The sequence below is a fragment of the Natrinema caseinilyticum genome (assembly GCF_024227435.1).
Taxonomy (GTDB): Archaea; Halobacteriota; Halobacteria; order Halobacteriales; family Natrialbaceae; genus Natrinema; species Natrinema caseinilyticum.
Window position 1 is genome coordinate 3,082,035 of sequence record NZ_CP100445.1, and the last position, 12,170, is coordinate 3,094,204.

11 protein-coding genes are annotated in these 12,170 nt (G+C 64.7%); 5 read left to right on the forward strand and 6 right to left on the reverse strand.

Features of this window, described 5'->3' with window-relative positions; genetic code table 11:
* Nucleotides 1–71 precede the first annotated feature (71 nt).
* The 5 genes from NJT13_RS15095 (at nucleotide 72) to NJT13_RS15115 (ending at nucleotide 4,916) form a co-directional block, all read left to right on the forward strand.
* Nucleotides 72–842 (forward strand): ABC transporter permease, encoded by a 771-nt coding sequence (locus tag NJT13_RS15095; protein WP_254522465.1) that lies wholly within the window; start codon nucleotides 72–74, stop codon nucleotides 840–842.
* Nucleotides 843–1,211: 369 nt separating this feature from the next.
* Nucleotides 1,212–2,147, forward strand: a complete 936-nt coding sequence (locus NJT13_RS15100; RefSeq protein ID WP_254522466.1) for a hypothetical protein — start codon at nucleotides 1,212–1,214, stop codon at nucleotides 2,145–2,147.
* A 5-nt stretch (nucleotides 2,148–2,152) separates the two neighbouring features.
* On the forward strand, nucleotides 2,153–3,901 hold the full coding sequence (locus NJT13_RS15105; protein WP_254522467.1) for an outer membrane protein assembly factor BamB family protein: 1,749 nt from the start codon (nucleotides 2,153–2,155) through the stop codon (nucleotides 3,899–3,901).
* A 459-nt stretch (nucleotides 3,902–4,360) separates the two neighbouring features.
* Nucleotides 4,361–4,561: a hypothetical protein gene (locus NJT13_RS15110; protein WP_254522468.1), complete on the forward strand. Its 201-nt coding sequence runs from the start codon at nucleotides 4,361–4,363 to the stop codon at nucleotides 4,559–4,561.
* A 148-nt stretch (nucleotides 4,562–4,709) separates the two neighbouring features.
* Nucleotides 4,710–4,916 (forward strand): DUF8073 family membrane protein, encoded by a 207-nt coding sequence (locus NJT13_RS15115; protein WP_484549616.1) that lies wholly within the window; start codon nucleotides 4,710–4,712, stop codon nucleotides 4,914–4,916.
* 15 nt (nucleotides 4,917–4,931) lie between these two features.
* Here the strand turns inward: NJT13_RS15115 and NJT13_RS15120 are convergent, their stop codons facing one another.
* The 6 genes from NJT13_RS15120 to NJT13_RS15145 all read right to left on the reverse strand — a co-directional run bounded on the left by NJT13_RS15120 (nucleotide 4,932) and on the right by NJT13_RS15145 (nucleotide 11,963).
* The gene (locus NJT13_RS15120; protein WP_254522470.1) at nucleotides 4,932–5,948 is read right to left on the reverse strand and encodes a cytochrome d ubiquinol oxidase subunit II; all 1,017 of its coding nucleotides are present in this window, start codon (nucleotides 5,946–5,948) and stop codon (nucleotides 4,932–4,934) included.
* Nucleotides 5,941–7,341, reverse strand: coding sequence for a cytochrome ubiquinol oxidase subunit I (locus NJT13_RS15125; protein ID WP_254522471.1), 1,401 nt, complete (start codon nucleotides 7,339–7,341; stop codon nucleotides 5,941–5,943). The genes NJT13_RS15120 and NJT13_RS15125 overlap by 8 nt, the downstream gene beginning before the upstream one ends.
* A 107-nt stretch (nucleotides 7,342–7,448) precedes the next feature.
* A complete protein-coding gene (locus tag NJT13_RS15130; RefSeq protein WP_254522472.1) occupies nucleotides 7,449–8,138 on the reverse strand; it encodes a peroxiredoxin in 690 nt (229 codons plus the stop codon).
* Between the two features lie 231 nt (nucleotides 8,139–8,369).
* Nucleotides 8,370–9,215: a helical membrane plugin domain-containing protein gene (locus NJT13_RS15135; RefSeq protein ID WP_254522473.1), complete on the reverse strand. Its 846-nt coding sequence runs from the start codon at nucleotides 9,213–9,215 to the stop codon at nucleotides 8,370–8,372.
* A gap of 2 nt (nucleotides 9,216–9,217) precedes the next feature.
* Nucleotides 9,218–10,402, reverse strand: a complete 1,185-nt coding sequence (locus NJT13_RS15140) for an NAD(P)/FAD-dependent oxidoreductase (protein WP_254522474.1) — start codon at nucleotides 10,400–10,402, stop codon at nucleotides 9,218–9,220.
* Between the two features lie 472 nt (nucleotides 10,403–10,874).
* On the reverse strand, nucleotides 10,875–11,963 hold the full coding sequence (locus NJT13_RS15145) for a rhodanese-like domain-containing protein (protein ID WP_254522475.1): 1,089 nt from the start codon (nucleotides 11,961–11,963) through the stop codon (nucleotides 10,875–10,877).
* Nucleotides 11,964–12,170: the final 207 nt, after the last annotated feature.

Consider the following 12,170-nt stretch of genomic DNA (forward strand, 5'->3'; position numbering starts at 1 on the left):
TCGAATTCGAGGGCGAGTTCCGACGCGGGAACGGACGGCCGCTCGAGTTCGATCTCCACGGAGGACCGATCGTGATCCCCGTCGACGGCCGGGCGATCTACGGGCTCTGGCTCCGCGACACGAAACGGTTTCTGCGAACGCCGTCGCGGATCGTCGGCTCGCTGGCGACCCCGCTGCTGTTTCTCGTCTTCATGGGCGTCGGCTTTCAGGGGGCGGCGATTCCGGGACTTCCCGAGGACGTCGACTACCTCCAGTACCTCGTGCCCGGCATCGTCGGCTTTACCATGCTGTTCGGTGCCTCCTTCGCCGGCCTCTCGATCCTCGCCGATCAGGACGTCGGCTTCCTGAAGGAAATCCTCGTCGCACCCGTCAGCCGCACGTCGATCGTCCTCGGCCGGATCGCCGGCGGGTCGACCACGGCGCTCGTCCAGGCGCTGCTCATCCTCGGACTCTCGGTTCCGCTCGGATTCGAGCCCGCGAGTTACCTCTCGATGCCTCTCGCGCTCGTCTTCCTCGTCCTCCTCGCGGTCACCTTCGTCGGCTTCGGCATCGCGCTCGCCTCCCAGTTCAGCGACAGCGAAGGGTTCGGCCTGATCGTTCAGTTCGTCATCTTCCCGCTTTTCTTCCTCTCCGGCGCGCTGTACCCGCTCGAGGGACTGCCCGGGTCGATCCGGTACGCGGCGTACGCGAACCCGTTGACCTACGGCGTCGACGGCCTGCGGGCCGTCCTGGTCGGTACGTCGTCGTTCCCCGTTCTCGTCGACTTCGGCGCACTCCTCGTCTCCTCGGCCGCGATGGTCGCGATCGGCGCATTCCTGTTCGAACGCGTCGAGGCGGTCTGAGACGGGGATTCGGACCGGTCGGATCGACGAGCGCCGAAGAGCAGCCGTTCGAGAAACGACCGGCGGGCCGACGGGACGTTCGTCGAGAGGCGTCGTCGTCACCGAACCGAGGACAGCGACGGTCCCACGCTGCACGGGCGGCGTCACCGACTACCGCCACACGGGACCGGGAGACCGCCCGTTGGATACGAGCCTCGTCGCTCCGCGGGAGAATCCGAAAACTGTCATAGACAAGGATATGACATCGATATTATTTCAGCCCGATAGTGCGAACCTTACTCGGCCAAACACCCCGATTCCAAATGACATTATCAAAATATGTAATTTGGATAGCATTATGGCGGCCGGTGTGCTAGGGAGGGCTAGATCATGTCATATGGTCACAACCAACGTGCCGTAGCACGCGAGGACAGACGAGAGTTCCTCAAAGTGCTCGGCGTTACCGGAACCGCGGCGGCGGGCGGGGCGACGCTGTCGGAGGTTCGCGACGGGATGACTGCGGGGACGGCCGAGAAACTCGCACCGATCGGGGAAGCGATCGAAGCCGACCTGACGGGATCGCTCGACGCGGGGTTGCTCGCTACCCACGGAGCGGCGGTCGCCGATGCGGTGAGTAGCCTTCCGGAGACTATCGAATACGGATTACCGCGGGCGGAGCCCCGGACCGAATTCGCATCGATAGCGGAGGCGGGATGGCCGATCTACGATCATCTCGACGAAGCCGGGTTCTTCGAGAGTACGACCGACCATCTCCCGCGGTTCTCACCCGAGTCCCTCGAGACCGCAGTCGCGACGTTCGTCGAATCGGAACAGTCCGTCGATCCACTCACAGCTCTCGGGTTCGACTCGGGGAAAGGAGTCTCGCTGCTCGCAACGGTCATCGCGAACGCCGAGGAGTTGAGCACACACCACTGGGTCGCAACGGACGAAATTCCGCGCGAGCGGATCGAATTCGGTGACGCGATCCCGCCGATGACGATGGGCGCCGCCGGCGGGGTCCTCCTCTGGCTCGACGACCTCGACGGGCACCTGTGGCGGCAGGCGAACCTCCTGACCGAGGAAATCCACGCGAACGCGGTCTGGCACGGTCAGTCGATGGGCGCCGGCTTCTTCCTGATGGCCGAGGGCGCGAAGGCGATCGCCACCGAAGACGCGAGTCTCTCGGACGGCGAACTCGGCGGACTTCTGTCGACCGGGTTCGCCGTTCAGGCCATCGCACAGGGGCTGTTGCCCCAGGACGTCTACTGGGTCACGGACGAAATGCGCGGAGAGACCGCAGTCGATCTCGAGACAATCACGGAGTGATTCCGATGAGACGAAATCCCGAACACACGAACGTGATCGAACCGGAAGAGCGACTCAGCCACCTCGATGCGGGCCCCATCCCGAACCAGAATCGGGTCCGACAGAACGCCGAGGTCCCGGGGTCGGACGTGAGCGACGAACTCCTTCGCGAAGACGGACAGCGGGCCGATTCGTGGCTCCACTACAACAAGGGAGCCGAACAGATCGGGTCGTCTCCCGCAAACCGGATCACACCGGAGACTATCGAAGACCTGACTCTCGAATACACGGTCGACACGGTGAACGGACTGGGCGACTGCGTCGCCGAAGGTCAGGAGGCCAATCCCACGATCGTTCCCGGGGATCCGCCGGTCATATACCTCTCTCAGGGGAAGATGCACGTCAACGCGCTGAACGCGCGAACGGGAGAGGGGTACTGGAAGTTCGAATACGGAATCGAGGAGATAGACGCGTCCGGAGTGAGAAATCGCGGCGTCGCCGTCTGGAAGGATACGGCCTACGTCGCGTTCCCCGACGAGACGGCCGTTCCCCCGCGCCTCGTAGCGATCGACAGGTACACGGGAGAACAACGGTGGGAAGTGAACCTGATGACCGAGGAGCAACGGGAGTTCGACGCGCCCCTCGCCGACAGACTGTTCATCACGCAGGAGCCGATGGTCTACGACGGGACGGTGTTCATCGGCCAGTCGTCGGACAAGGCGGCCTGGACGTACCTCCTCGCGTTCGACGCCGAAACGGGCGAACAGCGCTGGAAGTGGCAGGTCGGAAAGCCCGACGAGTGGGTCGGTGAGACCTGGCAGTTCTCCAGCGGGGCGGCGTGGATGACGCCGACGGTCGACCCCACGAGCGGGACGGTGTTCTTCTCGACCACGAATCCGGACCCCATGCTGAACGGCGTCGTCCGACCCGGACCGAACAAGCATACGCAGTCGATCGTGGCCCTCGACGCCGAGACCGGCGAGCGCAAGTGGTCCCACCAGATGCTCGCCCACGAACTCTGGGACTACGACGCCTCGAATTCGCCCTTCGTCTTCGACATGGAAGTCGACGGCGAGGAGCGTCGCGTCGTCGCCCAGGCCGGCAAAGTCGGCTGGTTGTACGTCTTCGACGCCGAGAACGGACGACTGCTCGAGCGGTCCGCGGCCTTCACTCGACAGGATCACTGGGGCGAGGGCTTCCTGAACTTCCCGCCGGCCGGCGAGGACAACCAAAAGGAGATGTGGCCCAGCTTCAACGGTGCCCACGAGTGGCTCCCGGAATCGTACAGCCCGCAGACCGGGCTGTACTACACCGGTTCCAACGACAACGTCATGACCGTGGCGTACGATTCGGAGTGGGAGTACGACTCGAGCAAGAACTACGCCGACAGCTTCGCTATCGGCGGCTACATCGGCTATCCGGACACCGCCGACGTCGAAAGCCGAGTCGCCGCCATCGATCCCGCGACCGGCGACATCGAGTGGACCCACACACTCGAAGACGTCCCGACGGACTCCCCGGCGGGCCATCCGTTCACGGGTGGGACGACCGCGACGGCGGGCGGCGTCGTCTTCCACGGATCGTCGGGCGGTCATCTGGTCGCCCTCGACGCGACGACCGGCGACCGACTCTGGAGAGCGGATACCGGCGGTCGGATCGCCGCCCAGCCGGTCGTCTGGGACGATCCCGAGGCGGGCACGCAGTACGTGGCCGTCACATCGAACAGCGAACAACTCCACGTGTACGGTCTCGAGGCCGAACCGGGGGACGAATAGCGCGGGACGCCACGCGGTCGCGCCCGTGGGTGGCAACGCCGGATTGACGCATCGGATATCTCGTGACGCACGCGGCAACCGGCGTCAGCGGCGCCGACAGCGACGGCGCATCCGTCGCGGTCGATTCGACGGACCCGGCGGCTCTCGTCCGGACGGAACGGGCGTGGCTCGAGCGGAACGCGGACCGAATATCGGACCGCGCGGTGGAAACCGGACGTCGTGGTCGGTCGTTCCGCCGTCTTCGATGCGGACGACGCCCACCCGATACGCCGGCGGCGAACGCGGCGAATCGATCGGGAGCAGTAATTTCGGTGCGTCCACGGCAGTGCTCTCGAGACGCGAGCGATTCCGTGGCAGTTATTGCTGCAATCCGCGGTCGCGCGGGTAAAACGGCCAATAATACGCACCAGCCCACCGTTTTAGCCCGGTTAGTCCGTAGGAACGGATGTGAGCCACCCAATGTCACGACAACGCTCCCGCGAGCCGTTCAACAGCTCCCTGTTCGCGACCGGCGTTGCGATGGTCCTCGCGAGCCTCATCGCGGCCGTCTGGCTGTTCAGACTCGGCGATATCGTCTCGGCGCTGGGACTCGGATTGCTCGTCGCTGCCGGGCTGTTACTGGCCGGAATCGGGCTGTCGCCCGAGGCGACGGCCCACTGATCGTCGCGTTCGGACCCGTCGGATTCGGTTCCCGTCCCGTGCGAAACAGACGATTCGCTCCGCCGACCGACGGTCAGCGACCGCTCGAGCGCGCGGTGTCCGACTCGTCGTCGACGGCGACGGCCGTTCTGGTGCGATCGACGCGTGAATCGGGGGATCCGGTACGAGTCGCGCCGGTACCCTCGACGGGGAAACGTGGATGCTCGCGTTGTCACTCGGTGCCAGTACGGTTCTCGTCGGCGTCGGCCTGGTGCAGCTGTCGATCACCGGCGACCGCGGATCGGTTCTGCGAACCCTCGGTATCGGTCTGTTTCTGGTCCTGTTCACCGTCGGATACTATCGCACGTGGCGGTAGACGGAGACGGCGGGCCTACGCGTACGACGATTCGTCGTCGACGGGGCCGCTGAAGGCGGCATAGAGCACGACGAAGTACGACGCGACCAGCGGCAACAGGACGGCTGCGCCGATGGTCGTGAGGTTCAACGGCACCGTCGACACGATCGCGTCCGCGATCGAGAGGTCCGTCGCCGGATCGACCAGCGGGAACAGCAGCGTCGCGACGAGCGCGACGAGCCCGTAGACCTGCCCCGCGACGGCCGCGAAGGCCAGGTAGGTGCGACCGGCCCGGCCGGCGACGATGTGGACGGCGGCCAGCAACACCGTCAGCCCGAGCAGGCCGAGCGTCGGCGCCGAGCGGAGCGCGACGTGGGGTGCCGATCGACTCCCGACGACCAGCGCGGTGACCGCCAACGGGAGGTAGGCGACCTGCGCGAGGTGGCCGATCGGCCGCGTCTCGAGGCGGACGTCGCCCCGCGTTTTCACCCCGAGGTAGGCCGCGCCGTCGACGATCGTGAGCGCGACGACGGCCAGTCCGACCAGCAGGCTCGCGAGCGAGGCCACGCCCGTAACGCCGAACAGCCAGTTGCCGACGAAGACGCCGAGGAAGAACGGCGACGCGACGCTTCCGACGACGAAGGCGCGTCCCCACCAGCGGTGCCACGCCTCGTCGTGGCGCTGTTCGTACAGTTCCGGGGCGAGACCGCGGACGATGAGCGCGCCCAGGATGGCGAACATGAGCAGGTAGTGGCGACTGAACAGCGTCGCGTACGCCGACGGAAAGACGGCGAACAACATGCCGCCGAAGACGACGAGCCAGACTTCGTTGCCGTCCCAGAAGGGGCCGATCGCGGCCAGCAGCTGCTCGCGCTCGGCCTCGGACGACCGCGTGGCAAACAGCGCGCCCACGCCGAAGTCGAACCCGTCGAGAAACAGGAACGTCCCGAAGACGGCGAACACCAGCCCGAACCAGAGCTCCGCGAGCGGCAGGCCGAACAGCGGCCCGTCGGCGAGCGAAAGCGGCAGCGTCGCGAGAAGTGGGTCAATCATCGCTCGGGACGACCTCCTCGGGGACGGTCGTCTCGCGCTTCGACGCGGGTGGCCGGGTCGGCGCCTCCTCGCGAATGAGCCGGACGACGACGTACCAGTAGAGAACGAGCAACGCCGCGTACACCCCGACGAAGCCGATCAACGTGGCGAGGGCGTGCGTCCCGCTCAGCGACGACGAGACGCCCGCGTGCGTTTTCATCACGTCCTGGATGACCCACGGCTGACGGCCCACCTCGGTGACGATCCAGCCCAGTTCGACCGTGAAGATACCAAGTACCGACGATCCGGCGAACGCCTTCGCCAGCAGGTCGTCTTCGAACAGGTCACCCTGGAGCCACCGGTAGCCGCCCCAGAACGCCAGCACGATAAACCACGTCCCGAGCCCGACCATCGCCCGGAAGGCCCAGAAGACGATGGCGACTGGCGGCTGCTCGCTGTCGATGTCGTTCAACCCGGTGATCGTCGCCCCGGGATCGCTGCCGCTTGCGAGCAGTGACGCGACGAACGGGAGTTCGACGACGAACAGGTCGTCGGCGTGGGGATCGGTGATATCGTCCAGACTCGTCGGAACTGCGAGCAGCTTCAGCCCGACCGCGGAGTCGGTCTCGTACTGTGCTTCCATGGCGGCGAACTTCTGTGGTTGCGTCTCCGCGACGTGTCGGCCGTAGGCGTCGCCGTGGATCGCCTGAAACGGGGCGGTGACGAGCAGGGCCGCGAGGCCGATTTTCATCGTCGTGCGCCAGAACTCGGTGTCGCGGTTCGTCCAGACGAAGTAGGCGGCGACGCCGGTTAGAAACAGTGCGACCGACAGGACCGCCGCGTTCTGCATGTGGACGAACATCCACGGGAAACGCGGGTTGGCGTAGGCTGCGATCGGGTCCACGAGCGTGACGATCGGGTGGCCGTTTTTCGTCGCCATCTCGTAGCCGCGGGGCGTCTGCATCCAGGAGTTCGCGACCAGGATCCAGACGGCCGACAGCCAGGTCCCGAGTCCGACGAGTACGCTCGAGAGCATGTAGAGGCGGTCGCTTACCCGGTCGCGTCCGAAGACGAAGATGCCGAGGAACGTCGCCTCGAGCATAAACGCCATCATGCCCTCGAGCGCGAGCGGGCCGCCGAAGAGTTCGCCGGCGGTCGTCGAAAACGCCGCGAAGTTCGTCCCGAACCCGAACTCGAGGACGATCCCCGTCACGGTGCCGACGACGAACGAGATGGCGAAAATCTTCGTCCAGAAGGTTCGGAGCTGTTCGTATACCTGTTCGTCCGTCCGTATCTCCTTCCACGTGAAGTAGACGAGAAAGGGCGCGAGCCCCATACTCATGACTGGGAAGATGATGTGGACTATCGTCGTCACCGCAAACTGAAGTCTGCTGGCGATGACTGGATCGATCATAGTACGATTGGATGATGTCGGGTTCGGTGGCGGTCACCCGGCAGGGAGTGCCGCCGGTGGTGTGCCGGTCAGTGAAGCGGTGTGTCGGTCAGTGGGAGTGCAGTCCGTTACCGATCGCGGGTGACGAACCACCAGTCGTAGTAGTTCAGTTCGTCGTCGTCGACGGCAGCGGCTTTGCGAGCCGCGGCGTCCGCTTCGGTTCCCGGTGGCGACAGGAGAACGCGGTCGCCGAACACGTCGTTGTTCGGCCAGTCAGCGGGGGCGGCGACGCCGTCGGCATCGCTCTTCTGAAGCGCGCGAATCGAACGGAGAATTTCGTCGATGTTCCGGCCGATCTCCATGGGGTAGGTCAGGCGCAACCGGACCGTCCCCTCGGGATCGATGACGAAGACGGTGCGGACGGTCGCCGTCCCCGCGCCGGGGTGGAGCATGCCGAGTCGCTGGGCGACCGCCCCCTGGTCGTCGGCGACGATGGGGAACTGAATGTCGACGTCCAAGTTCTCCTCGATCCAGTCGGTCCACGTGATGTGAGAGTGGACGCGGTCGACCGACAGGCCGAGCAGTTCGGCGTTCAGCGCTTCGAATTCCTCGCGGCGCTGCTCGAAGGCGACGAACTCCGAGGTACAGACGGGCGTAAAGTCACCGGGGTGACTGAACAGGACGAGCCACTCACCTTCGTACTCGTCGGGAAGGGAGCGCTCGCCCATACTCGTCTCGACCGTCAGGTCGGGGAACGTATCGCCGATGCCGGGCGCGTCGGTCGGTGGCTCCTCCGTTGAAGCGGGTGCTTTCGTCATCTCCATTTTCTCCTTGGGATCGGCACCATTAAAGTCAATTTCTACCAACTATATTTTCTCTTTCGAGAAATCCGCTACCGGTTGCGGACGATATTTTCCGGTAGTCCGGTCGGGACGGCGCACCGACGGTGCTGAATCGGTGCGACGTCCGTCCGTCTCGCGAAAATGAGGGTCGTGGTCACGACAGTCGTGCGACCGACCCGCGCGACCGTTTCAGTGGGACGGGAGACGCTATCGGTCTCGGCGATCCGACTCCTCGAGCGAGGCGCTCCCGAGTGCGCGCGCCGCCGCGAGGAGGCGACCGAGCGCGCGCCGGACGTCGGCGTCGAACAGCGCCGTGACGAGCCCGACGGGCCCGACCGGCTCGGGATCCTGCGTGAAGCCGTCGATCGTGGCGTCGACGGCGTTGGTAAACGTCGGATCGCCCACGGTCTCGACGAGCGCGACCATGTTGCCCGCGTTCCGTCCGAGTTCGTACATGTCGACGTCGGCGTCGTCGTGGGCGTCCGCGAACCCTGCCGCGGCCATCCGGAGCTCCCGGATGACGTTCCGGTTGTCCCGGGCGACGTCCCGCAGTTCCGGAGTCAGGTCCATCGCCAGATCGTAGGTCGCATCGAGCAAGTCGAGCAACTCCGCGAGCGTGTCGACGTTGTCGCCTAGCTTCTCGACGAGCACGAGCGTTTCCTCGCGTTCGACGGCGAGTCGAATGCGCTCGATGACCTCGCGGTTCTCGCGAATCGCCACGCGCAGTTCCGGGACGAGATCGTCCGAGAGGTCCTTCGAGGCCGCCAGGATGTCCAGCAGTTCGACGAGCGTGTCCGATTCCTCGCCGACTTTCTGGAGGAGTATCAGCGTCTCCTCGCGTTCGAAGGCCATGCGAAGCTCGCGGATGGGCTCGCGGTTCTCGCGGACGGTCTCACGGAGTTCCGGAGTCAGATCCGCGGCGAGTTCCTCCGTGACCGTGAGGAGCCGGAGCAGTTCCGCCAGTTCCGCTTCGTTTTCCTCTATCGCGCGTGCCAGTTCGGTCTCGTCGGTGATCGAGCCGTCGGCGTCTACGGTTCGTTCGTTGCTGGCCATCGTTATGGGAGTGGGTCGTAACCGCGCAGCCAGGAATCCCAGTAGAAACTGGGCAGGATGTTGATGTCCATGATCCAGTTCAATCGACTCTCGACGGGGGCGGAGATGCTCTCCTCGTAGTCGAACTCGGCGACCATGGCCTTGCCCTTCTTCGTCAGCAGCGGACAGGCAGCGTAGCCCTTGTATTTCGCAGTCTGGCGTCGGCCCTCCATGTGGGCGGTGAGGTTGTCGAGGACGACGTGGGCCTGCTTGCGCGCCGCCGCGGCCGTCTTGGCGTTGGGCGTGTTACAGCCGTCGCCGAGCGCGAAGACGTCCTCGTACTCGGTGTGCTGGAGGGTGTGTTCGTCGACAGTGACGTACTTGCCGCCGTGCTCTTCGTCGCCCTCGGTCAGCGGCGAGTTGTCGGTGAGCGCCGGCTGCCCGTACTGCGGGGGCACGGGAGCGTAGAGGTCGTACTCCTGACTGTCTCCCTCCTCGGAGTGGATGACCTGCTGTTCGTGGTCGATCTCGTCGACCGTGAAGTTCAGGTTGGCTTCGATGTCACGGTCGGCCCAGATCTCCTCGAGTTTCTCGCGGTAGGGTGAGACGCCGAAGACCGCGTCGCCCCCCTTGGTCATGACGACGTCGACGTCGTCGCGGATACCCTGTCGCCGGAAGTAGTCCTCCGCGAGCATTGTCATCTTCAGCGGTGCTCCCCCGCACTTGATCGACGTGTCGGGGACCGAGACGACGAAGGTACCGCCGTCGAAGTCTTCGAGCGCGTCCCGCAGCCCCATCGCGGCGTCGAAGTCATAGAAGGGGTAGACCGAGTCGGTCTCCTCCCAGCCCTCGAGCATGCCGGGCGTCGCCTCGGGTGCGAGCCGGTGGCCCAACGCGACGACGAGATAGTCGTACGATAGCTCACCGTCGGCGAGTTCGACGGTCTTCGCATCGGGATCGACACCGGTTACCGCCGACTGCACGAATTCGATGCCATCCCGGAGCAGCCCGCGGATATCCCGAAACTGATCCTCGGGCTCCATGTATCCGAACGGCAGCAGGTAGAACGAGGGCTGATACGCGTGTTCTGTACTCTTGTCCACGATGCTGATCTCCGCGTCGGATCGGTCCAATCGCCGGCGGAGCATGTTGGCGGTCATCGTGCCGCCGACGCCAGCACCAAGCACGACTATATGGTCCATAGTCATCTAGGCTTGGGAGCGAGGCTATCTGAAAGCAGAGGTAGCCGAAATAATGGTGCCAAGTTCGTCGCGACACTGGTAGTTACAGAAAAAATTGCTGGAAGGTGACCAGTCGTGCCCGGACCGCGGGGCCCCAGCCACGGAGACACCCCGTTTCCGCACGCATTCCCTCGTCGTGTGACACTCGAGTGAGAACCCGTGATTATTGCGCTGTTTCGTCGCCCCTGTCGACGTCGTCTCACGACGAGGCACCGAAAACCGACTGGAGCGCCGGTAACACGCCCACAGACGAGCCGAGCGCGACGAAGGGGCCGGGACCGAACAGCGTGAGTGCCACCGATCCGAGTCCGGTCGTCCCCCGAGGACTGCCGGATGTGGTCGTGGTCCCCGGATACAATTCTCTACCGGAACGCCGATTCGACTCGGCACGCGGAGCGAATCGCGGGGTCCGGCCGACGGCCGTCCGGTAGGGTCGGTCTCACTGGTCGGACGAGTCGCAGGTCTCGATCGGAACGTCGACGAGGTTACCCCACTCGGTCCAGGAGCCGTCGTAGTTCGCGACGTTCGGATAGCCGAGCAACTCCGAGAGCGCAAACCAGACCAGTGCGGATCGCTCGCCGACGTTACAGTAGACGAGGATATCGTCGTCTTCGGTGATCCCGACGTCGGCGAACGGCCGCTCTACGGCCTGTCGGTGTTCGAATCGGCCGCACTCGCGAACGACGCTGTCCCACTCGATGTTGACGGTCCGAGGAATGTGGCCGCTCGCACGGGCGTTCGCGTCGGCCTCGCCACAGTACTCCTCGGGCGACCGCACGTCGATGATGGAGACGTCCTCCGAGAGCGCGCTCTGAACGTCCTGACGGTACGCACGGATGTGGTCGTTCGGCGGTTGCGTCTCGTACTCGACGGGAGTGACGGCCGGGGTCGACTCCGACGTCGGGTAGTGATTCTCGGTCCAGTAGTACTTCCCTCCGTTGAGCAATCGGACGTCCCGGTGGCGATAGTACTTCAGCGTCCAGTAGACGAACGCCGCGAACTCGTTGTAGCCGTCGCTGTAGAGGACGACCGTGCTATCGGGCGTGATCCCGCGCTCGCCCAGGATCTTCTCGAGTCGGTCGGCGCCGGGAATCGTCCGCGTGCCGGCATCGAAGAAATCGGCCCGCGGGTCGAGTTCGACGGCCCCGGGGATGTGACCCTCGTCGTACTCGGCCGAGACTTCGACCAGCCGGAGATCGGGATCGTCCGCTTCGAACGTTTCCAGCCGTTTTTGCGCGCTGTCCGGCTTGACGAGGACCTGCTCCGGATAGCCGGTCCGGTCGTCTCCGATCGATCGGTGACTGATACTGTAACAGGTCTGTCGCCCGTCGTGGAGCGCCGGTGCGGACTCGATCAGCTGATTGTCCTCGAGTTGCGTGAGCCCGTATCGCGCCGTGCGCGGAGAGAGAAGCGTCTCTTCCGTGATCTGCTTGAGCGTCATCGATCCCTCCCGTGACAGTGTCTTGTAAACGAACTTCGAACTCGGTGGGAGATCCATCAGCGCCTCCTCGATGGCTGAGGTTTGCATTGTCCCTGCAATACCAGTAGTGGCTTTCGGGTAAAGACGCTATTGGTATGTTCGTCTCTCGTGTCACCTTTCGGCTCGGTCGTGCGCCGTGACCGCCGACCCCCAGGCAACGTTGCAGCAATTATGTCGGATACTGTCGCTCGTTTCTCCACCGCGTCGAGATTTGCGGGTAATTATTCTCCCCGCTCGAACCGTTTTACATGGTCT

What these genes read in the sequence shown, in the direction of transcription:
- NJT13_RS15100 (WP_254522466.1), top strand. Translation starts at nt 1,212, where the DNA reads ATGTCATATGGTCACAACCAACGTGCCGTAGCACGCGAGGACAGACGA.
- NJT13_RS15105 (WP_254522467.1), top strand. Translation starts at nt 2,153, where the DNA reads ATGAGACGAAATCCCGAACACACGAACGTGATCGAACCGGAAGAGCGA.
- NJT13_RS15110 (WP_254522468.1), top strand. Translation starts at nt 4,361, where the DNA reads ATGTCACGACAACGCTCCCGCGAGCCGTTCAACAGCTCCCTGTTCGCG.
- NJT13_RS15120 (WP_254522470.1), bottom strand. Translation starts at nt 5,948, where the DNA reads ATGATTGACCCACTTCTCGCGACGCTGCCGCTTTCGCTCGCCGACGGG.
- NJT13_RS15125 (WP_254522471.1), bottom strand. Translation starts at nt 7,341, where the DNA reads ATGATCGATCCAGTCATCGCCAGCAGACTTCAGTTTGCGGTGACGACG.
- NJT13_RS15130 (WP_254522472.1), bottom strand. Translation starts at nt 8,138, where the DNA reads ATGACGAAAGCACCCGCTTCAACGGAGGAGCCACCGACCGACGCGCCC.
- NJT13_RS15135 (WP_254522473.1), bottom strand. Translation starts at nt 9,215, where the DNA reads ATGGCCAGCAACGAACGAACCGTAGACGCCGACGGCTCGATCACCGAC.
- NJT13_RS15140 (WP_254522474.1), bottom strand. Translation starts at nt 10,402, where the DNA reads ATGACTATGGACCATATAGTCGTGCTTGGTGCTGGCGTCGGCGGCACG.
- NJT13_RS15145 (WP_254522475.1), bottom strand. Translation starts at nt 11,963, where the DNA reads ATGCAAACCTCAGCCATCGAGGAGGCGCTGATGGATCTCCCACCGAGT.